Origin of the sequence: Corynebacterium sp. LK2537, assembly GCF_040946485.1 — a bacterium.
GTDB lineage: Bacteria > Actinomycetota > Actinomycetes > Mycobacteriales > Mycobacteriaceae > Corynebacterium.
On sequence record NZ_JAYWLQ010000001.1, the window covers coordinates 1 to 21,088 of the forward strand.

The window sequence follows — 21,088 nt, forward strand, 5'->3', positions numbered from 1 at the left end:
GATGGTACTGCAACCGGGAGGTTGTGGGAGAGTAGGTTACCGCCGACACCAAACGAAAAAATAACTCAATAAGTAAAGGCGCTCGGTAGGGCAGTCACCCGATGACTGTCTTACCGGGCGCTTTTTCATGCCCGCACCAGGCTTGCCGGTTCTTGGCCCACGTGGTGTTAGTTCACCCCGGGTGCGGGTTCATAACTGAGCGCCCGGGCCTAGTAGAATGGGCGGGTATTAGTTTGCTGTCGCGATGGTAGAAATGGATTTAGGTATGTCAGACAACGAAGGTGGCCGTAAGTCTTTTGATTCCGCCGGCGGTGAGCGTCGCGGCGGTGGCCACAAAGGCGGTCGCAAGCCCTACGGGAAGCGCTCGGAAGGCTCCCGCGATGAACGCCGTGGCAACGGCGGCAACCGGGGCGGTCGCAAGCCGGCCCACAAGGGCCGCGGGGGCAAGTCCAATTCCCAGCAGCGCCGTAGCCACCCGCAGCGCAGCGGCTTCCGCGAGGAGCGTCTGAACCAGCGTATGGCCGATCCGGATCTCCCGAACGATATCGACGTGCGGGACCTCGACCCGATGGTTCTGCAGGACCTGAAGGTGCTGTCCAAGGACAACGCGGAGGCTGTTGCCAAGCACATGATCATGGCCGCCACCTGGATGGACGACGACCCGCAGCTGGCCCTGCGCCACGCCCGGGCAGCGAAGAACCGCGCGGGGCGGGTATCCGTGGTGCGGGAGGTCAACGGCATCGCCGCATACCGCGCCCAAGAGTGGAAGGAAGGCCTCTCGGAGCTGCGTGCCGCGCGGCGTATCTCGGGCGGGCCCGGCCTGATGGCCGTGATGGCGGACTGCGAGCGCGGTCTGGGCAAGCCGGAGAAGGCTCTGGAGCTCGCGAAGGAGCCGGAGGCGAAGGAGCTGGACGACGAGTCCCGTATCGAGCTGGCCATCGTCTTGGCCGGCGCCCGCCAGGATCTGGGCCAGAACGAATCCGCCGTGGTGACCTTGTCCCGGCTGAACCCGAACAAGGACGACCGCGGGATTAGCGCCTGCCGTTTGTCCTACGCCTACGCCAACGCGCTCGAGTTGGCCGGACGCAAGGACGAGGCCAAGGACTGGTTCCAGCACACTGTCGCCATTGATGAGGGCGAGTGGACCGATGCCGCCGAGCGCGTAAAGGAAATCGGCTAGATGGCGTCCCTGTTGGAGTCCCACGACTCTTTGCTGCTTGACCTAGACGGCACGGTGTGGGAGGGCGACCGGCCCATCGGCGCCAGCGTGGATATCATCAACGCCTGCGGCCTGCCGTGCGTGTATATCACGAACAACGCCTCCCGGAGCCCCGGGGCGGTAGTCGACAAGCTGGTCGGCATGGGAATCAAGGCTGACGCGGAGCACGTCTTGACCTCGGCCCAGGCCTGCCTGAAGCTGGCCAGTGAAGAGCTGCCCGCCGGCGCGACGGTGCTCGTCATCGGCGCGGAGTCCTTCCGACAGCTGGCCCGGCAGGCGGGCTTTAACGTCGTAACTAGCGCGGACGATAATCCGCAAGCTGTCTTGCAGGGCTTCGATCCCGCTATCGGTTGGGCGGAACTGACCGAGGCGGCCCTGGCTATCCGCAACGGGGCGAAGTTCTACGCCTCCAACCTGGATACCTCGCTGCCGATGGAACGCGGTTTGGCCGTGGGCAACGGCTCCTTGGTAGCTGCGGTATCCACCGCAACCGGTGTCGAGCCGGCCTCCGCCGGCAAGCCCGCCGCGGCCATGTTCACCCAGGCCGTCCAGGGGATTGGCTCTAAGGCCCCGCTGGCGGTAGGTGACCGCTTGGACACTGACATCCAGGGCGGCAACGCCGCCGGGGTGGATACATTCCACGTCCTCACGGGGGTCTCCGGCCCGCTGGCGCTAATCGAAGCAGAAGAAGACCAGCGCCCGAACTTTATCGGCGAGTCCTTGCAGGATATCAACCTGCCGGAAGCCGAGCTGCGGCCTGGCGCCCAGGGCGGTTTCCACGCCCGCGTCGACGGCGAGGACATCATCCTGAGCGCCGGCGATCCGGGGGCCACCCCGGTGCAGGCGCTGCGTACTGTCCTCGAGGTCGCCTGGGCCATGCCGCACTCGCCGCGGTACGTGCGCCCGGTCTCCGACGCGGCCGACCAGGCCACCGGGGCGTGGTGGTAATGGCCCGTCCCATCCCACACGATCCGCGGCAGACCCAGGTCAGCCCGGAGGACGTGGACTCCAAGATCGCGGAGATCTTCAACGAACCGGCTGGGGACCTGCCGGAGGAAGTCGACCAACTCAACAACGCCCACGAGGTCCTGCGTGCGGCGCTGCAGGAGAACTAATGCCACCAGCACGCAGGAGGCTGGACGCGGAGCTCGTCCGGCGGAAAATCGCGCGTTCTCGGGAGCAGGCCGTCGAGATGATTAAAAGCGGCCGGGTCTTCGTCAACGGCTTCAAGGCGGCCAAGCCTGCCACTATCGTGGAGCCGGAGGCCTCCATCCGGGTCGAACACGCCCCCGAGGACGATTGGGCCTCGCGCGGCGCCCACAAACTGCTGGGCGCGCTGGAAGCCTTTGACGTCTCGCTGGAAGGCAAGCGCGTGCTCGACGCCGGGGCATCGACGGGCGGATTCACCGACGTCTGCCTGCGCAACGGCGCGAAGGAAGTGCTCTCCGTCGACGTTGGCTACGGCCAGTTGCTCTGGCGCCTCCAGAACGATCCGCGCGTGAGGGTCTTTGACCGGACCAATATCCGGCACCTGGATTTGGAAACCATCGGCGAGCCGGCCGATGCCATGGTCGGCGACCTCTCGTTTATCTCCCTGAAGCTGGTGCTGCCGGCTATCGTGTCCTGCCTTCAGCCCGGGGCCTTCTTGCTGCCCATGGTCAAGCCCCAGTTCGAGGTCGGCAAGGACCGCCTGGGACAGGGCGGGGTGGTGCGTTCGCCGCAGCTGCGCGCCGAGGTCACGCGCGACATCGCGCTTTTTGCTCAGGAGCTGGGCTTAAGCTGCCGCGGTGTGTGCGCCTCGCCGCTGCCGGGACCGAGCGGGAACGTGGAATACTTCCTGCATCTGGTCGCCGATGCGGCACAGACCCAGCCGGGGCAGGCAGAATTGGAATCAATGATCGACAAGGCAATCAAGGAGGGGCCGCAGTGAGCCAGGAGAATTCGGTGTCGCAGCAGCGGGAAATCCTGTTGGTGCCCCACGCCGGCCGCAGCACCAACTTGGCGGCCACGGACCGGGCGGCGCAGCTGCTGGACGAGGCCGGCATCGTCGTGCGCGTGTGCGCCCCGGCCGAGATCCTGCCCGACTTCCCGCACGTCCAGCACACCGCCGCGGCAGCCGAAGGCTGCGAGCTGGTACTGGTCTTGGGCGGCGACGGGACCTTCCTACGCGCGGCGGACATGGCCCGAGCCGTGGACGTGCCGGTGCTGGGGATCAACTTGGGCCACGTTGGCTTTCTGGCCGAATGGGAGGCCGAATCCCTGGACAAGGCCATCGAGCGCGTGGTCTCCCGGCACTACCGCATCGAAGATCGGATGACAATCGATGTCACGGTCACCGGTCCCGACGACGAGTTGATCGGCCGCAGCTGGGCCCTCAACGAGGTCAGCATGGAAAACCTCAACCGTTCCGGGGTCTTGGACGCCATCCTGGAGGTCGACGCCCGCCCGGTCATGGCCTTCGGCTGCGACGGCGTGCTGATATCCACGCCTACTGGTTCGACCGCCTACGCCTTTTCTGCCGGCGGCCCAGTGCTGTGGCCGGAGCTCGATGCCATCCTGGTGGTGCCCAACAACGCCCACGCGCTGTTTACTAAGCCACTGGTCGTCTCCCCGAAATCGACCGTGGCCGTCGAATCAGCCTCCGAAACGTCGGCGGCGTTGGTTAACATGGACGGGTTCCGCGAGATCGCCATGCCACCCGGCTCCCGCGTCGAGGTCGTCCGCGGCGAACGGCCGGTGCGCTGGGTCCGGCTCGACGATCACCCGTTCACGGACCGCCTGGTGTCCAAGCTGCGTCTTCCCGTCGAGGGCTGGCGGGGACCGCAGCGCTAAACGCCCCCACGGAAGGAGTCAGTGATAGGCGTGCTAACCGATATCACCATCGAAGATCTGGGTGTCATCCATAAGTCGAGCGCCGAGCTCGCCGATGGCCTGACAGTACTCACCGGTGAGACCGGCGCCGGTAAAACCATGGTGGTCACCGGCCTGCGCCTGCTGGCCGGCGCCCGCGCGGACGCCTCCCGGGTGCGCAGCGGGGCGAAGAAAGCCGTCGTGGAAGGCACCTTTGCTACCCCCTCCCAGCGCGCCGCCGAGATCGTGGAGGAATCCGGTGGACAGCCCGACGACAACGGCGAGTTCATCACCACCCGTACCGTCTGGGCAGCCGGCCGCTCCAAGGCCCACCTGGGCGGGCGGGCCGTTCCGGCCGCCACCCTGGCCGAGTTCACCGGCGAGGTGCTAACCATCCACGGGCAAAACGACCAGCTGCGCCTGCTCGCGCCGGAGCAGCAGCTGGCGGCCCTGGACCGCTCCGACGAGGCGCTGCCCGGCCTGCGCGAGGCCTATACCGAGAAATTCACTGCCTGGCGCAAGCTGGCCCGCGAACTCAAGCGCAAGACCGAATCCCGCCGCGAGATGGCCCAAGAGGTCGACCGCCTGCAGTTCGCCGTCGACGAGATCGATAAGGTCAGCCCGGCGGAGGGGGAAGACACCGAGCTAGTCGAGCAGATCCGGCGCCTCCAGGACGTCGACGCTCTGCGGGACGCGGCCACCACGGCGCTGGCTGGCATCGACGGCCCAGAGGGCATCGAGGACGCGGATGGCGCCGCGGCCGGCGAAGGCTACGCCGAGCAGGAGGCTGCCTCCACGCAGCTGGGTGCCGCCGCGGCGGCGCTGGCTGCCAGCTCGGATTCTCAGCTGCAGGCGCTGGGCGAGCGGATGCAGGAGATCACCGCCCAGCTGGCGGATATCTCCGGGGAGCTGGGCCTGTTCCTCGGCCAGCTGCCGGCAGACCCCAACCTGTTGGAAAAGTCCCTGGTCCGCCAGCAGGAGCTCAAACAACTCACCCGCAAATACGCGCCGGATATCCAGGGGGTAATCGCCTGGCGGGACGAGGCCGTCGCCAAGCTGGGCACCATGGATGTTTCCAGCGAGGCGCTCGAGGAGCTGAAGAAGGACGTCGCGGCGGCCGAAAAGGAAATGATTGCCGCGGCGGAAGTGCTGACCCGGGAGCGCACGCGCGCGGCGGGGGACTTAGCGGAGGCCGTGACCCAGGAGCTGCGCGGGCTGGCGATGCCCAAGGCGCGCATCGAGGTAGCCGTCCGGCCGGCCAAATACTCGCGCACCGGCGCGGACGAGGTGGAACTGGCCATGGCACCTAACGACGCCGCCGACGCCCGCCTCCTGGCTAGCTCGGCCTCCGGTGGTGAGCTCTCGCGCGTGATGCTCGCCCTCGAGGTGATCCTCTCCGCCGACACCGAGGGCGGAACGATGGTCTTCGACGAGGTGGACGCCGGGGTGGGCGGCCGCGCGGCTGTCGAGATTGGCCGCCGCCTGGCCAAGCTCGCGCGCAACCACCAGGTCATCGTGGTCACCCACCTGCCGCAGGTAGCCGCCTACGCGGACTCCCACCTGCACGTGGCCAAGGAGGTCTCCGACGAGACCGTGACCTCGGGCGTGACCAACCTGGACCGGCAGGAGCGCATAGAAGAACTCGCGCGCATGCTGGCCGGCCTCGACGACACGGCCACCGGCCGGGCCCACGCGGCGGAATTATTTGACAAAGCGCAAGCGGAAGTCGCATCTTTCCGCGCGCCTTGACCACTTTTGCCCCGGGACAGGGAACAATGCCACACATGAGTTTGTTTTCCCGCAACGACGACCTGCCGGGGCTGCACGGCGCATTGCGCGATTGCACCCCGGGCGGCAAAGGCATGAAGAAGTTCCATGCCGGTGATATTGCCGTCATTAGCGCCGCAGATATCTCCCGCCAGGAGGCCCAGGCCCTGGTGGATATTTCCCCTGCTGCCGTAATCAACCTCAACAAGTTCACCACGGGCGCCATCCCGAATTATGGCCCGCACATGCTGCTCGACGCCGAGGTCGTTCTCCTCGAGGACCTGGGCGAGGCCTTCATGTCGGAGTTCCGCGACGGTAAGAAGGCGCGGATCACCGACGACGGGACCGTGTACCTCGGCGACAAGGCGATCGGCACGGGCAAGCTCGTCGAGCGCGCCGCCGCCGAGGACGAGTTCGCCAACGCCCAGCGCGGCCTCATCGACCACATGGAGGCCTACTTCGGCAACTCCATCGAGTTCATTCACTCCGAGGGCCCGCTGCTTATCGACGGCCTCGGCGTTCCGGACGCGGGATCCGAAATGCAGGGCCGGAAGGTCGTCGTGGTCTCGGACACCGAGGGCCACCGCGGCAAGGTCAAGGACCTGCACAACTTCATTCGCGAGTACGAGCCGTACCTGATCGGCGTCGATGCGGCCGCCGACACCCTGGTGGAGCTCGGGTACAAGCCGGATCTCATCGTGGGCAACCCGGCGGGTATCGCCGCCGAGACGCTGCGCTCTGGCGCGCGCGTGATCCTGCCGGCCGAGCCGGACGGGACCGCCGAGGGCCTGGAGCGCATCCAGGACCTGGGCATCGGTGCGATGACCTTCCCGGCGGCCACCCAGTCCGCGACGGACCTGGCTCTGCTGCTGGCCGATTACCACGACGCCCAGATGATCGTGCAGGTCGGCAACGCCGTGGATCTGGACGACGTCTTTGCCGACCGACCGCACGCCACTCCGGCCGCACTCCTGTCGCGGGTCAAAGCGGGAACCCGCGTGGTGGATGCGGACGCCATCATCAACCTTTACACGGTCAACCGCGGTGGCGGGAGCGCGTGGCTGTGGGCCATCCTGGGCTTCCTGGTCGCCCTGGCGGTCATCGTGCTGGTGGTCGGACTCGGCGGCGACGCCGGCTTCACCGACAACCTCGTCGACACCTGGAATAACCTGGCGCTGACCGTCCAAGGGTGGTTCAAGTGAAAGGCTCTAGCGCAGTTCCCGGCGGCGTCATCGCCGGGCTTGGTTTCGGTGTAGCCGCCGGCGTTGCCCTGGGCGCACTGGTGTTGGCCCCGTCCATGGATACCACCCAGGCCGGAGGCGGCACTAGCGATAGCAGCGACTACGAGAAGGCAGTCCAGGACAAGGAGATCGCTCGCGCCCAGGCCAATTCTTCCGACTCGGTCGTGCGGGAATTTAGCGCGGATACGGTGCGCGACACCCTGAGCGATCGCCCGGTGCTGGTCATCAGCACCCCGGACGCCGCCGACGGCGATCTGCGCGGCCTGCAGTCCCTGCTGCACAGCGCCGGCGCACCGAAGGCCGGCCACCTCAAGCTGACCGAAGACTTCTTCACCCAGGACAAGGCCGACGAGCTCAAGTCCATCGTGGCCAACACCCTGCCTGCCGGGGCGAAGCTGAGCGAGGACAAGATCTCGCCCGGCACGCACGCCGGCCAGGCCCTGGGTGCGGCCATGCTCATGGACCCGGACGACGCCCAGCCGCTGGCCAGCGTCGATGATCGGGCACAGCTGCTGCAGGCGCTGCGCAAGGCCGGCTTCATCGACTACGAGGACGGCACCATGCGCCCGGCGCAGGCGGTGCTGCTGGTGACCGGTTCCGAGAAGGAAGGCTACGCCACGGAGACGCTGGGCACCTTTGCCGAGGCGCTCGAGGAAGTGGGCGGTAACACCGTCCTGGCCGGCCGTGTGGAGCAGGCCGCCCCGGACGGCGTGATCGGCTCGCTGCGCGGTTCCGATTCGCAGGTGTCCACCGTGGATTCGGTGGACCGTTCCTTCGCCCGGATGGCGGCGGTCCTGGCGATCGCCGAGCAGCTCGACGGCGGACACGGCGCTTACGGCTCCGCGGCCTCGGCGGAAGCCGCCGCGCCGGCCAAGCCCGAATCCAACTAGCACGAGAGGGGTACCGTGGCCCACGAATTTACAACGCTCGATTCTGAGTTCCTCCTGGATGCTCCGATCATCGCCGTCCGCAAGGACTTGGTCTCCATGCCGGACGACCACCAGGCCTACCGCGAGGTCGTCGAGCACATGGGCGCGGTCGCCATCGTGGCACTCAACGATAAGGGTCAGGTAGCGCTCATCCGGCAGTACCGCCACTCGGTGGGGCAGCGGCTGTGGGAGATCCCCGCCGGGCTGCTGGACGTCAAGGACGAGCCGGCATTCGACGGCGCCCAGCGGGAGCTGCAGGAAGAAGCCGGCCTCGCCGCCAAAGACTGGGCGGTCCTGGCCGACATAGTGACCTCTCCTGGTTTCTGCGAGGAGGCCAGCCGGATCTACCTGGCCCAGAACCTGCGCGAGGTGGAACTGCTGGACGCGGTGGGCGACGAGGAGGCCGACATGGAACGGGCCTGGGTCGACCTGGGGGAGGCCGTCGATATGGTCTTTTCCGGCCAGGTGGTCAACTCCATCGCGGTCGCCGGAATCCTCGCGGCCTTCGCCTACCAGCAGGGCGGGCGTACCCTGCGCGGGGTCGATGCCCCCTTCGAGCTGCGCCCGACTTCGATCGCGGCGCGCCGGCCCGGCCCCGATCTCAAGAAGCTGTGAGTAAGCAGCGGTGAGTGATCACCACAGCCCGCTGCGCGGGGTGGCGGATACCTGGCTCAACCACCTGGCCGTCGAGCGCGGCGCCGCGGGCAATACGCTGAGCAACTACCGCCGGGACGTCAACCGCTACCTGGAATGGCTGGAGCAGGCCGGGGTCAGCGACCTTCGGGAGGTCACCACCAGCCAGGTCGAGGCCTATATGGCGGATCTGCATCGGGGCTATGCCGGGCACAAGCCGCTGGCCGCCTCCTCGGCCAACCGCGCGCTCGTCGTGGCCCGCGGCCTGCACAAGTTCGCGGTCACCGAGGGGGAGGTGGCCGTCGACGTGGCCGCGGAGGTCTCGCCGCCGTCGACCGGCACCCACCTTCCCGAGCCCCTGTCCGTGGACGAGGTCTCCGCGCTTATCGATGCCGTGCCCCAGGGGCCGGAGGCGACCGCGCTGGATCTGCGCGACCGCGCGCTGCTGGAGATGCTCTACGGCACCGGCGCGCGCATCTCGGAGCTCATGCGCGTGGACGTCGACGAAATCTCTGGCGGCGAAGGCATCCTCAAGCTCGAGGGCAAGGGCGGCAAACAGCGCCTAGTGCCGGTCGGCTCGATGGCCCAGGCCGCCGTAGACGCCTACCTGGTGCGCGGGCGCCCGGCTCTGAGCCGCGGACTAAGCCCGGCGGTGTTTTTGAACACCCGCGGCAAGCGCCTGTCGCGCCAATCCGCGTGGGCGGTTATCCAACAGGCCGTGGGGCGGGCCGGGCTGACCAAGAAGATCTCCCCGCATACCCTGCGCCACTCCTTTGCCACGCACCTGTTGGAGGGCGGCGCGGACGTGCGCACCGTGCAAGAGCTGCTGGGGCATTCCTCGGTGACGACGACGCAGATCTACACCCACGTCAGCGCGGATTCCCTCCGCGAGGTGTGGCGGACGGCCCACCCGCGCGCGTAAAATCAATCAAACAGCCTTGACTGTGACGGTTGGGTGTCGCTGCGTTACGGTCTAAGGGTAATGTGTTAATTACAAGCGTGTAATTGCTAGTTGCGGTACCGGCGTTGCGTGGCGCGCTAGCTAGTCAAGGAAGCAGGTGTGACTGTGAGCGACGATGGTCTGTTCGATGCCTCTGAGGTCGAAGTGGGCTTGACGGGCCGGCCGGTTCGTGAGCTGCCCGAGCCCGCACCCCTTGATTCCCATGGGCCCGCGACCATCATCTCCATGTGCAACCAGAAGGGCGGGGTCGGCAAGACCACCTCGACCATCAACATGGGGGCGTGCCTCGCGGAGCTCGGCCGCCGCGTGCTCCTCGTGGACCTAGACCCGCAGGGCGCGCTCTCGGCGGGGCTGGGGCTGACCCACGACGAGATTGAAGACACGATCTACGACGTCATGCTGGATAGCCAGACCTCTATCCACTCCGCCATCAAGCACACGGCGGTCGACGGCCTGGACCTCGTGCCCGCCAATATTGACCTGTCCGCGGCGGAAATCCAGTTGGTCAACGAGGTCGGCCGCGAGCACACCTTGGCCCGCGCTCTGCGCCCGGTGCGTCGCGACTACGACTTCATCATCATCGACTGCCAGCCTTCCCTCGGCCTGCTGACCGTCAACGCGCTGGCCTGCTCCCAAGGCGTCATCATCCCGATGGAGTGCGAGTTCTTCTCCCTGCGCGGCCTGGCCCTGCTGACGGACACCGTGGAGAAGGTCTCCGACCGCATCAACTTCGATCTGGAGATCCTGGGCATCCTGGTGACCATGTTCGATCGCCGCACCAAGCACGCCCGTGAGGTCATGTCGCGGGTGGTCGAGTATTTCGGCGACAAGGTCTTCGACACGGTCATCACGCGCACCGTCCGCTTCCCGGAGACCTCCGTGGCCGGCGAGCCGATCACCACCTGGGCACCGAGCTCGCAGGCGGCCTCGCAGTACCACAACCTGGCGCTCGAGGTCATTGAGCGCACCAGCCCGTCGCGTGGCTAAGAACGAAGCCGCGGTAGCCGAGGCGCCGGCGGGGGAGCCGGTGCAGCCCGAAATCACCGGCTTCCGGATCGCACTGGATAACTTCGAGGGCCCCTTCGACCTGCTTTTGCAGCTCATCCAGTCCAAAAAGATGGAGGTCACCGACCTCGCGCTGTCTGAGGTGACCGACGAATTCGTCGAATACACCCGCGCGTTGGGGGTGGACGCGGACTTGGACGAGACCACGGAATTCCTCGTCGTCGCCGCCACGCTGTTGGATCTCAAGGCCGCGCGCCTGCTGCCGCGCGGGGAGGTCGATGACCTGGAGGACCTAGAACTCCTCGAATCCCGGGATCTGCTTTTCGCGCGCCTTTTGCAGTACAAGGCCTACAAGCAGGTCGCGGACCAGTTCGCGGAGTGGCAGCGCCACGCGCAACGGCGCTACCCGCGGGCGGTCAGTATGGAAGAGCGCTTCGCGGATCTGCTGCCCCCGGTTCGGCTCGGCCACAGCCCTGCTAGCTTTGCAGAGCTGGCGGCCAGCGTCTTCCGGCCGAAGCCGCCGGAGGAAGTGGGCATCGGGCACGTGCACCAGGTGGCGGTGTCCGTCCCGGAGCAGGCCGGCAAGATCATGGACACCCTCAAGTTGCTGGGCCAGGCCCGGTGGATGAGTTTTTCGGCCCTCACCCGGGACTGCACGGTATCCATGCAGGTGGTCGGCCGGTTCCTGGCGCTGCTCGAGCTGTATAAGGCCAGGGCCGTCGACACCGAGCAGCCGGAGTCGCTCGGTCCGCTCTCGGTGAGCTGGACCGGGCTAGACGTAGACCCCGCCGTGGTTGCCGCGGCCAACTGGGACTAGGCGGCAACCACAGCGGGGTATTAGGGGCGCTGCTGAATGAACTCGAGCACCTCGGCGGACAGCTGGCGGTCGGCGTAGACGCGCACGTCCGGCTCGTCCGGGTTGTCCTCGGTGCCGACACGGCGGCCCTCCCACATCTTCTCCAACCCGAATTTCTCGGCGATGTGCGAGGAGGCTGGGTGGTTGGTGGTCACGCGGATGGTGATTGGCGCATCCGGGTTAACCCGGCGGGCGGAGTCGATAGCTTGCTTAGTCAGCTCCGTCGCGATGCCCTGGCCCCAATGCTCCGGCAGGAGGCGGTACTTGATGTCCCAGAAGCCACCGGCGCCGTCGACGTATTCGGCGCCGCCGACGCCCAGGAACTCGCTGGGGCGGTCGCGGAAATAGGCGCTCCACGGGCCGAGCTGGTGCTCGGACCAGGAGTCGCTGGCTACTTCGGTCAGCGCGCGCGTGGTGCGGATGTCCATGTGGCGCGCGTTCGGGCGGTGGGTCCAGATGCGGCTGTCACCGTAGACCTTGTGGGCTTCTTCCACGTTGGCCGTCGACAGCGGGATCAGGAGCAGGCGGTCAGTTCGTGTGATCGTATCCATGACACCATGTTATTCACGTCACACGTAGTGTCAAGTGTGATTGGGTAAAGGTTAGATAAACTTTCTTCCCGTGCGGCCTGGGGCGCACCGGGCGTCTAGACTGTGGCGCATGGATTTGCCGATGATTTCCCAGCAGCGCTCCCGCCTGGAATCGATCTTGCTGGTGCTGGACGCGCCCGCGCCGGTAGAGCAGCTGGCCGCGGCACTGGGCGAGGAGACCACGGTAGTCAGCGACTTGCTGCGGGAGCTGGCGCAGGAGTATGACGCGCGCGGCTCCGGCATCGACGTGCGCGAGACCGCCGAAGGCTGGCGGCTGTACACCCGCCCCGCCAACGCCGCGGAGGTCGAGCGCTTCGTGCTCGACGGCGCCCAGTCCAAGCTGTCCCGGGCCGCGCTGGAGACCCTGGCCGTCGTGGCCTACCGCCAGCCGGTCACCCGCGCCCAAGTCGCCGGCGTGCGCGGCGTCAACGTCGACGGCGTGATGCGCACGCTCACCCTACGCGGGCTCATTCGGGAGCTACCGGAGGAGGACTTCGAGGGCTCCGCCCACCGCTACGAGACGACCGAACTCTTCCTCGAGCTTTTGGGCATCGACTCTCTTTCCCGCCTGCCCGACCTGGCCCCGCTTCTGCCCGACGTCGACGCCATCGACGAGGAGTACTAGGCCCGCGGCCCGCTCGCGGCGTTTAGCGTGGTCTGCGGGCGCTGGGGTAGCATGGCGGGGTACCTATTCAACTGCATATATCGAAAAGGATGCACCTGTGAATCCACCCGCTCGCCGCGATGGCACACCGGACAAGAAGGAGCGCGTCGACGAGATCATCGTCTCGAACGCGAAACCGGCACGCCATCAGCACGTATCTAAGAAAGACCGCGCCGCTACCGCGCAATCGGTAGCCGCGGAGCTCGGCGCTGACTGGCTGTATGCCGACGAAGACTCCGCGGATTCCGCCGCGCCCGCCCAGCAGGGCGAGCGCCTCCAGAAGGTCCTCGCCAAGGCCGGGGTCGCCTCCCGTCGCCACGCCGAGGTCCTCATTGAGAAGGGCCGCGTCGAAGTCAACGGCAAGAAGATCACCCGCCAGGGTGTGCGCGTGAACCCGAACGTGGACATCATCCGCGTGGACGGCACCCGCGTCAACGTCAACGAGGACATGGAATACTTCGTGCTCAACAAGCCGCGCGGGGTCCATTCCACCATGGCCGACGAGATGGGCCGTCCCTGCGTGGGCGATCTGATCTCCGAACGCGTGGCCGCCGGCCAGCGGCTTTTCCACGTCGGCCGCCTCGACGCCGACACCGAGGGTCTGCTGCTGCTGACCAACGACGGGGAGCTGGCTAACCGCCTGATGCACCCCAAGTACGAGGTGCGCAAGACCTACCTCGCCACGGTGCTGGGCGAGGGCGATAAGAAGCTGGTGCGCGCGCTCAAGGAAGGTATCGAGCTCGACGACGGGGTCGCCAACGCCGATTTCGTCCAGGTCGTGGACAAGAACCAGGGTTATTCCCTGATCCGCCTCGAGCTGCACGAGGGTCGCAAGCACATCGTGCGCCGCATGCTCAAGGCCGCCGGCTACCCGGTCCAGCGCCTGGTCCGCACCAAGATCCACACGGTGCAGCTGGGTGAGCTCAAGCCGGGCAAGATGCGCGCCCTCAACGACAGTGAACTGACCAGCCTGTACAACGAAGTGGGGATGTAGATGTTAAGCAATATGCCCAACGACGGCCTGCTGCTGGCCGTAGACGGCCCGTCCGGCACCGGCAAGTCCAGCACCTGCCGCGAGCTGGCCAAGCGGCTTGCGGCCAAGTACGTCGACACCGGCGCCATGTACCGCGTGGCGACCCTGGCGGTCCTGCGCGGCGGCGTGGACCCGGCCGATGCGCCGGCGGTCATCGAGGCCACGAAGGACCTCCCGCTGGAGGTCTCTGACGACCCGGACACGACCGCCGTCTTCCTGGGCGGGGAGGACGTCTCCGGCGAGATCCGCGGCGACGAGGTCACCCGCAACGTTTCGGCGGTCTCGGCCATCCTGGAGGTTCGCGACAACCTGGTAGCCCTGCAGCGCAAGCTGGCCCACCAGGCCCACCGCGCCATCGTGGAAGGTCGCGACATCGGCACCGTCGTGCTGGCCGACGCCCCGGCGAAGGCTTACCTGACCGCCAGCGCGCAGGTCCGCGCTCAGCGCCGCCACGACCAGAACCTGGCCGCCGGCCGCCAGTCCGACTTCGACGCGGTGCTGGCCGACGTCGAGCGCCGCGACGCCGCTGATTCCTCGCGCGCGACCTCGCCGTTGCGCCCGGCCGACGACGCCGCCGTCATTGATACCTCCGAGCTCACCCTCCCCGAGGTAGTCGAGCGTTTAGTGCAGCTAGTAGAGGAGTCCCGCCATGACTCATAACCCCAACGACAACGACACCGAGTTTTTCTACCCGCACGGGCAGACCCCGGATGCGCAGCCGGCCGAGGACGGCCTCGAGCGCGACCCCCACGAGGGGTGGGCGGCGGCCGACTTCGACGCCGAGGACTTCGACTACGACTTCGACGACTCCGAGTTCGGCGACGCCGACTATGGCGACGAGGAGGATCCGGAGACCCCGCTAACGGAAGAGGAGTGGGCCGAGATCGAGGCCGCCTACGGGATGGGCGGCCAGCAGTACGACTCGGAGGCCCTGTGCACCGTGGCCATCGTCGGCCGCCCAAACGTGGGCAAGTCCTCGCTGGTCAACCGCTTCCTGGGCCGGCGCGAGGCCGTCGTCGAGGACCACCCGGGCGTGACCCGCGACCGCGTGTCTTATATCGGCGACTGGAACGGCCAGCGCTTCCTTGTCCAGGACACGGGCGGCTGGGATCCCAACGTGAAGGGCATCCACGCGGCCATCGCCCGCCAGGCCGAGGTCGCCATGGAAACCGTCGACGTCATCGTCTTCGTGGTCGACACCAAGGTCGGCATCACGGAAACCGACTCGGTCATGGCGCGGCGCCTGCAGAAGTCCGAGGTCCCCGTCATCCTGGTGGCCAACAAGTTCGACTCGGACAACCAGTACGCCGACGTCGCGGAGTTCTACGGCCTGGGCCTGGGCGATCCGTGGCCGGTTTCGGCCCAGCACGGCCGGGGCGGCGCGGACGTGCTCGACGAGGTCCTGCGCCTGTTCCCGGAGACCCCGCGCTCGCACTCGATTACCGCCGGCCCGCGCCGCGTGGCGCTGGTGGGCAAGCCGAACGTGGGCAAGTCCTCGCTGCTGAACAAGTTCACGGGCGAGAACCGCGCGGTCGTCGACAACGTCGCGGGCACCACCGTGGACCCAGTCGACTCTCTGGTCCAGCTGGACCAGCAGCTGTGGCGGTTTATCGATACCGCCGGCCTGCGCAAGAAGGTCAAAAACGCCCAGGGGCATGAGTACTACGCCTCCCTGCGCACCCGCGGCATCATCGACGCGGCCGAGGTCTGCGTCATGCTGATCGATGCCTCGGAGGAGATCTCCGAGCAGGACCAGCGCGTGCTCAACATGGTCCTCGAGGCCGGTAAGGCCCTGGTCATCGCCTTCAACAAGTGGGATCTGATGGACGAGGACCGCCGCTACTACCTGGATCGGGAAATCGACCAGCAGCTGGCGCACCTGCCGTGGGTCACCCGCATCAACATCTCCGCGGAGACCGGGCGCGCGCTCCAGAAGCTGGAGCCGGCCATGATCGAGGCCCTAGAGAGCTGGGACCAGCGCGTGACCACCGGTCAGCTGAACAACTGGATGCGCGAGGCGATCGCGGCCAACCCGCCGCCGATGAAGAACAACCGCCTGCCGCGCGTGCTCTTCGCCACCCAGGCCTCGACCCAGCCGCCGACCATCGTGCTGTTTACCACCGGCTTCCTGGATGCCGGCTACCGCCGCTACCTGGAGCGGAAGTTCCGCGAGCGATTCGGCTTCCACGGCACCCCGGTCCGGATTGCGGTGCGCGTGCGCGAGCGCCGCAAGAAGCGCTAAGCGCGACGCAGCAGGAAAGCGTCGGTGTGGTAGCGCAGCTGCACCGCGTCCTCGTCGCGCAACCCGGTGTGCTCCCGCAGGTACCAGTTGAGGTTGTGCGTCATCCGCTGGTGGATCTTCTCCCCGTTGCGCAGCCAGTAGGCCCGGGTGTGCATGAGCTGGTGTAGCTGCGGCGGAAAGAGCTCCTGGTAAAACGTCGTGCGCAGCTCGCGCTCGATGACCCAGGGCGCGGCCAGGGCCGGCAGAAATCCCGGCTTCTGGACGTCGCCGCTGTGCATAATGCGGGCGAGCCGCAGCAGCCAGGGATCGTCGGTGACGTCCAGGGTGTTCCACACCAGCAACACGTGACCGCCGGGCCGGACGATCCGGTCGAACTCCGCGCAGGCCGCCGGCACGTCCACCCAATGCCAGGTCTGCGCCGCCGCGACGGCGTCCACGCTTGCCTCCGGCAGGGCAGTGGCCTCGGCCTTGGCACGCCACGTAGGGACGGCGAGGCGCTTATTGAGCACCCGCGCCATGTCGGCGGAAGGATCGACGGCCCAGACGCGCTCCACGCCCGGCACCGCCGCCAGCAGCTGGGTCAGCTTCCCCGTGCCGGCTCCGACATCGACAACGGTGGAGTGGCCGGCCAGCAGCTGCGCGACCTCAGTCGGATAAGACGGACGCACGTCGTGGTAGGTGCCGGCGCCGTGCCCGAAGGCCCGGGCCGTGGCCGTGCGGTGGGCGGCCCCACGGAACTCGGGGCCTTCTTTTTCCGAGGGGCGGCGGTACGACGGGAAATTGCGCGGGTCAGGCTGAGTGGACATCGCTAATAAACTTACCTGTTTCTCAACTTCCCTTATAGAATGGATGCCTATGTCTAGTCTCCCAGCTCCCGGCGACCAGCGTTGGCTGTTGAAGACTGTCTTCTCGCAGAAGCGGCGCACTATCCCGGCCGCGGTGCTGATGGCCGTGACCTTCGTGTGCAACGGACTGACCCCGGTGGTCATCGGCAAGGCCGTCGACGACGCCATCGCCCGCAGCTCGCTGATCGCCCTTGGGGTCTGGATCGCGGTGCTGGTCGGGCTCTTCGCCGTGAATGCGGCGGCGAGCTGGACCTCGCGGGGCCTGTTTAACTGGGCGATGTTGCTCATCGCGCACGAGCTGCGCATGGCGGTCACGGACCGGATCACCCACCCGCGGGGCATCGGCGGCCGCCGCCGCACTGCCGGCGAGCTGCTGTCTATCGCCTCGACGGACACCCAGCGGGTAGCGAATGCGGTGTTCATGACGGTCTTTCCCGTCGCCGAAATCGTCTCCATCATCTACGTGGCCATCATGGTGGGGGTCATCTACCTCCCGCTGGGCCTGGCCGTCCTTTTGGGAGGGCCGATTATCGTCTGGTGCTCGCTGACGGCGGCGCGCCCGCTGCGCAAGCGCTCCAGCGTCCGCCAGGCCGCCCTGGCCCAGGCGGCCGCCACGGCCACCGACGTGGTGGAGGGGCTGCGCATCATCAAGGGCATCGGCGCGGTGGATCCAGTCCGGCGCCGCTACGCGGAGGCCTCCGATAACGCCTACGACAAGACCATCTACGCCAATGCCGCCCAGTCGCGCCTGAACGCGGTGACCAACGGCATCGGCAGCCTCTACGTCATCGTCGTCGGCTGCGTGGCCGGCTGGCTGGCGCTGCAGGGGCATGTCAGCGTGGGTGAGCTCATCACCATCATCGGTTTGACCCAGTTCATCATCACCCCGATGACCATGCTGGGCCGCAATATCGCCTCGCGCTGGGCCGCCGCCCAGGCCAGCGGATCACGGATCGTCGACCTCCTAAGCCAGCCCGCGGAATTCTCCGCCGCCGACACCGCGGAACTGCCGGCGCTGAGCCCGGGCATCCACGTGGTGACCGGTGAGGTCCCGGACTACCTGGTCCGGCTGCCGCGCGAGCGCTACCTGGTCGCACCGCACCAGGCCGATATCTTCGACGGCACCGTGCGCACCAATGTTTCCGGAGACGACGAGGCCGCCGCCCGGGCCCTGTGGGTGGCCGCGGCCGAGGAGATTCCCGGTGGCATGGACCGCGCGGTGGGCGAGAACGGCGGACACCTGTCCGGAGGCCAGCGCCAACGCGTGGCCCTGGCCCGCGCCATCGCGGCGGACCCAGAAGTCCTCGTGCTTATCGAGCCGACCTCGGCGGTGGACTCGGTCACCGAGGCCACGATCGTCGAGCGCGTTGCCGCCGCCCGCGCCGGCAAACCGACGGTGGTCTACACGTCCTCACCAGCCTGGCTGGCCCAGGAGGTGAGCGCCTAATGCAGTTCCCGAACGCCACGTGTCCGCAGGTACGCCGCTGCGTGACCGAAAACGTGAAGGCCATCCCCGGGGCGGGCTGGCGGCTGATCCTGGCGCTGGTGGTCTTAAGCGCCGGCGCGGCCGCCAATATCCTCATCCCCATCTGGCTGGGCCGGATCGTCGACGTCGTCATCGCCGGCCAGCCGGAGCGCCTAGGCCAGCTGGCCGCGCAGTTGCTGTGCGCGGCGGTTGCCGCCGCCGTGCTGGCGGCGCTGGGCTTTTACCTCATTTCGCGGGTCACGGAAAAGATCATCGCGCAGCTGCGCCTGCAAATGGTCTCCACGGCCGTCGGCCTGCCCACCCACCGGGTCGAGGACGCCGGCACGGGGGACCTGGTCTCACGTTCTACCGACGACGTTGCTGAGCTATCTGCTGCCGTCACGGAAACCGCGCCGGTGCTCAGTAACTCCGCCTTTTCCATCGTCGCCACCGCCATCGCCCTAGTGACCCTGGACTGGCAGTTCCTCCTGGTCGTCGCCTGCGCCGCCCCGCTGTACTTCTTCGCCGCGCGGGCCTACCTTCGGGTCGCGCCCGGCCGCTACGTGGCCGAGCGCGAGTCCATGGCGACCCGCGCCCGTCGCGTCCTCGAGGTCATCCGCGGCAGCGCGACCGTGCGGGCCTTCCGCCTGGAAGACAAGATGCACGACAAGGTAGGGCAGGCCTCCTGGCAGGTCGTCGAGCGCGGCTATAAGGCCCGCCGCACGATGATCACCCTGCAGTTCTGGATGACCATGGTCGAGCTGGTCATGCTCTGCGCGGGGCTTATCGCCGGCTACCTAACCACCCAGTCCGCCGGCCTCAGCGTCGGCGCGGTCACCGCCGCCATGCTGATGCTCATCCGCCTGCGCGGCCCGTTGCTGGGGCTCATGCGCATTCTGGACACCGTCCAGTCCGGATACGCCTCCCTGTCACGCATCGTGGGCGTGGTCATCGATCCGCCGCGGCCGGTGACCGCCGCGGGCGCACCAAGCAGCCGCGGCGAGGTCAAGATGGATAGCGTGAGCTTCGGCTACGGCGACGGCTGGGCGGTTAAAGACGTCAGCCTGCGCGTGCAGCCGGGACAGAAGATCGCCCTAGTGGGCGCCTCCGGCGCGGGCAAGACGACCGTGGCCGCCCTGGTCGCGGGCCTGCGCGTCCCGGACGCCGGCAGCGTCACCGTCGACGGGGTAGAGGTCTCCGCGCTGTCGGACCGCGAGCGCGTGGCCCGGCTGGCGCTGATCTCCCAGGAGGTCCACGTCTTCTCCGGCACGCTGCGCGACGACCTGGCGCTGGCGGCGCCTGAGGCCAGCGATGCCGAGATGCAGGCCGCGCTTGACCGCGTCGGTTTCCCCGAGCTGGTGGACGGCCTCGATACTCAGGTCGGCGCTCGCGGGCAACAACTGGACCCGGTCGCGGCGCAGCAACTCGCCCTGGCTAGGATTCTTTTGTTAGATCCAAAGGTGGTTATCATGGACGAGGCAACCGCGGAGGCCGGCACCTCGGGCGCGGCGGTGCTCACCGACGCGGCCCAGGCGGTCACGCAATCCCGATCCGCGCTCGTCGTCGCCCACCGCCTCGATCAGGCCTGCGATGCCGACGAGATTCTCGTCATGGATGGCGGCCGGATCATCGAACGGAGCAGCCACTCGCAACTAGTCGCCCGCGGTGGGCAATACGCCCGCCTGTGGGCCGCATGGAAGAAAGGCCGGGATAAAGCGCAGTGAAACCCATCCTCCGCTCAGTAGCAGCGGTGACCGCCGGTGCCGCCTTGTTGGCCGGGTGCTCGACCGAAGGCACCCTGGACGAGGAGGCGCCCGCTACCAGCTCCCGGGCGTTTAGCGACCTGGGTATCCCGCGTTCAGCGCCGCTGGACGGGCCGGAACCCGGTAGCTTCAAGGAGATCAACCTGCCCTCGGGGCGGACCTACGTCCTCGCGGTGCCGGAAGACTACGACCCGGGCAAGAAATGGCCGCTGTTGATGTCCTTCCACGGTTGGAAAGAATCCAGCTGGAATAACTTTAAGTACACCGATTTCCGGTACGCGGAGGCCATATCCGTCTACCCGCAGGGCAAGAACGGCGCGTGGTCTCCGGCCCCTTACGCGGACACGAAGGGGACGGAGGACATCGCCTTCGTCGAGGAGATCCTCGACACCGTGCGCGCCACCTACACCATCGACGACGAGCGGATCTACGCTACCGGCATGTCCAACGGCGGCGGCTTCGTGGCGTATCTCGCCTGCCAGATGTCCGGGACCTTTAAGTCCATCGCCAGTATCTCGGCCGCCTACTACGAGGCGATCCACAAGGACTGCGCCGACGACCCCGTAGGGCGCTTGGACCTGCACGGCACCAACGATCCGGTGGTCAAGTACTACGGCGGCAAGCGCCACGGCACCCGCTACAACTCGGTGGCGGATGTCCTGGCCCACGACGAGGAGCGCAACCGCTGCAGCTCCCGCATCCGGACCGAGCGCCTTGCCAACTCGGCCCTGTTGCAGACCTGGAGCGGCTGTGAGGAACCGCTGCAGCACATCCGCATCGGCGGCGGCAAGCACGTCTGGCCCGGCGGCGCCTACGACAAGGACGCCAAGGTGGGCAAGGGCTTTGCCACCGACAAGGTGCTCGACTTCTTCGGCATCCCCGGCCGCCCCGAGGGCACGCGGGAGACCTAAGCGCCCCAAAGCCCGCGACGCCACGCAGAGTCGCACAGGGCGCGCATCGATCGCTAAAGGGCCCTAGGCGAACCTAGGGCCCTTGGGTTTTTCGCAGCGCAGTCTTCTTGCCCA

21 protein-coding genes are annotated in these 21,088 nt (G+C 67.4%); 19 read left to right on the forward strand and 2 right to left on the reverse strand.

Features of this window, described 5'->3' with window-relative positions:
* Nucleotides 1–265 precede the first annotated feature (265 nt).
* From VVS03_RS00005 to VVS03_RS00060, 12 genes are all read left to right on the forward strand, one after another.
* Entirely contained in the window at nucleotides 266–1,180 is a 915-nt protein-coding gene (locus VVS03_RS00005) for a hypothetical protein (RefSeq protein WP_368534053.1), read from the forward strand.
* A complete protein-coding gene (locus tag VVS03_RS00010) occupies nucleotides 1,181–2,167 on the forward strand; it encodes an HAD-IIA family hydrolase (protein WP_368534052.1) in 987 nt (328 codons plus the stop codon).
* On the forward strand, nucleotides 2,167–2,334 hold the full coding sequence (locus VVS03_RS00015; protein WP_290226144.1) for a hypothetical protein: 168 nt from the start codon (nucleotides 2,167–2,169) through the stop codon (nucleotides 2,332–2,334). Before VVS03_RS00010 ends, VVS03_RS00015 begins: the two co-directional genes overlap by 1 nt.
* Nucleotides 2,334–3,149: a TlyA family RNA methyltransferase gene (locus VVS03_RS00020; protein WP_368534051.1), complete on the forward strand. Its 816-nt coding sequence runs from the start codon at nucleotides 2,334–2,336 to the stop codon at nucleotides 3,147–3,149. The genes VVS03_RS00015 and VVS03_RS00020 overlap by 1 nt, the downstream gene beginning before the upstream one ends.
* Nucleotides 3,150–3,163: 14 nt before the next feature.
* Nucleotides 3,164–4,051 (forward strand): NAD kinase, encoded by an 888-nt coding sequence (locus VVS03_RS00025; protein ID WP_409338389.1) that lies wholly within the window; start codon nucleotides 3,164–3,166, stop codon nucleotides 4,049–4,051.
* Nucleotides 4,052–4,081: 30 nt separating this feature from the next.
* Entirely contained in the window at nucleotides 4,082–5,818 is a 1,737-nt protein-coding gene (recN, locus tag VVS03_RS00030) for a DNA repair protein RecN (RefSeq protein ID WP_368534049.1), read from the forward strand.
* 26 nt (nucleotides 5,819–5,844) lie between these two features.
* Complete coding sequence (steA, locus tag VVS03_RS00035) at nucleotides 5,845–7,038, forward strand: putative cytokinetic ring protein SteA (RefSeq protein WP_368534048.1); 1,194 nt, start codon at nucleotides 5,845–5,847, stop codon at nucleotides 7,036–7,038.
* Entirely contained in the window at nucleotides 7,035–7,967 is a 933-nt protein-coding gene (locus tag VVS03_RS00040) for a copper transporter (RefSeq protein ID WP_368534047.1), read from the forward strand. The genes steA and VVS03_RS00040 overlap by 4 nt, the downstream gene beginning before the upstream one ends.
* Before the next feature lie 15 nt (nucleotides 7,968–7,982).
* Nucleotides 7,983–8,621 (forward strand): NUDIX domain-containing protein, encoded by a 639-nt coding sequence (locus VVS03_RS00045; RefSeq protein ID WP_368534046.1) that lies wholly within the window; start codon nucleotides 7,983–7,985, stop codon nucleotides 8,619–8,621.
* A 10-nt stretch (nucleotides 8,622–8,631) separates the two neighbouring features.
* Nucleotides 8,632–9,561, forward strand: a complete 930-nt coding sequence (gene xerD, locus VVS03_RS00050) for a site-specific tyrosine recombinase XerD (RefSeq protein WP_368534045.1) — start codon at nucleotides 8,632–8,634, stop codon at nucleotides 9,559–9,561.
* A 144-nt stretch (nucleotides 9,562–9,705) separates the two neighbouring features.
* The gene (locus VVS03_RS00055) at nucleotides 9,706–10,587 is read left to right on the forward strand and encodes a ParA family protein (protein ID WP_368519434.1); all 882 of its coding nucleotides are present in this window, start codon (nucleotides 9,706–9,708) and stop codon (nucleotides 10,585–10,587) included.
* A 40-nt stretch (nucleotides 10,588–10,627) separates the two neighbouring features.
* Nucleotides 10,628–11,422 carry a ScpA family protein gene (locus VVS03_RS00060; RefSeq protein WP_368521238.1) on the forward strand — a complete coding sequence of 265 codons (795 nt, stop codon included), beginning with the start codon at nucleotides 10,628–10,630 and terminating at the stop codon, nucleotides 11,420–11,422.
* Nucleotides 11,423–11,442: 20 nt separating this feature from the next.
* Here VVS03_RS00060 and VVS03_RS00065 read toward each other — a convergent pair whose 3' ends face one another.
* Complete coding sequence (locus tag VVS03_RS00065; RefSeq protein WP_368534044.1) at nucleotides 11,443–12,012, reverse strand: GNAT family N-acetyltransferase; 570 nt, start codon at nucleotides 12,010–12,012, stop codon at nucleotides 11,443–11,445.
* Between the two features lie 109 nt (nucleotides 12,013–12,121).
* On the opposite strand from VVS03_RS00065, the gene scpB reads away from it, so the two are divergent.
* From scpB to der, 4 genes are all read left to right on the forward strand, one after another.
* The gene (gene scpB, locus VVS03_RS00070) at nucleotides 12,122–12,676 is read left to right on the forward strand and encodes an SMC-Scp complex subunit ScpB (protein WP_368534043.1); all 555 of its coding nucleotides are present in this window, start codon (nucleotides 12,122–12,124) and stop codon (nucleotides 12,674–12,676) included.
* A gap of 97 nt (nucleotides 12,677–12,773) precedes the next feature.
* On the forward strand, nucleotides 12,774–13,709 hold the full coding sequence (locus VVS03_RS00075; RefSeq protein ID WP_368534042.1) for a pseudouridine synthase: 936 nt from the start codon (nucleotides 12,774–12,776) through the stop codon (nucleotides 13,707–13,709).
* The gene (gene cmk / locus VVS03_RS00080) at nucleotides 13,710–14,408 is read left to right on the forward strand and encodes a (d)CMP kinase (RefSeq protein WP_368534041.1); all 699 of its coding nucleotides are present in this window, start codon (nucleotides 13,710–13,712) and stop codon (nucleotides 14,406–14,408) included.
* On the forward strand, nucleotides 14,398–15,990 hold the full coding sequence (gene der, locus VVS03_RS00085) for a ribosome biogenesis GTPase Der (protein ID WP_368534534.1): 1,593 nt from the start codon (nucleotides 14,398–14,400) through the stop codon (nucleotides 15,988–15,990). Before cmk ends, der begins: the two co-directional genes overlap by 11 nt.
* On the opposite strand, the gene VVS03_RS00090 is transcribed toward der, so the two are convergent.
* A complete protein-coding gene (locus VVS03_RS00090; protein WP_368521121.1) occupies nucleotides 15,987–16,796 on the reverse strand; it encodes a class I SAM-dependent methyltransferase in 810 nt (269 codons plus the stop codon). The genes der and VVS03_RS00090 overlap by 4 nt on opposite strands.
* A 49-nt stretch (nucleotides 16,797–16,845) precedes the next feature.
* Here VVS03_RS00090 and VVS03_RS00095 point away from each other — a divergent pair, with 49 nt between their 5' ends.
* From VVS03_RS00095 to VVS03_RS00105, 3 genes are read left to right on the forward strand one after another with little or no spacing between them, the layout of a single operon-like run.
* The gene (locus VVS03_RS00095; protein ID WP_368534039.1) at nucleotides 16,846–18,282 is read left to right on the forward strand and encodes an ABC transporter transmembrane domain-containing protein; all 1,437 of its coding nucleotides are present in this window, start codon (nucleotides 16,846–16,848) and stop codon (nucleotides 18,280–18,282) included.
* Complete coding sequence (locus VVS03_RS00100; RefSeq protein ID WP_368534038.1) at nucleotides 18,282–20,024, forward strand: ABC transporter ATP-binding protein; 1,743 nt, start codon at nucleotides 18,282–18,284, stop codon at nucleotides 20,022–20,024. The genes VVS03_RS00095 and VVS03_RS00100 overlap by 1 nt, the downstream gene beginning before the upstream one ends.
* The gene (locus VVS03_RS00105; protein WP_368534037.1) at nucleotides 20,021–20,974 is read left to right on the forward strand and encodes a PHB depolymerase family esterase; all 954 of its coding nucleotides are present in this window, start codon (nucleotides 20,021–20,023) and stop codon (nucleotides 20,972–20,974) included. Before VVS03_RS00100 ends, VVS03_RS00105 begins: the two co-directional genes overlap by 4 nt.
* Nucleotides 20,975–21,088 lie beyond the last annotated feature (114 nt).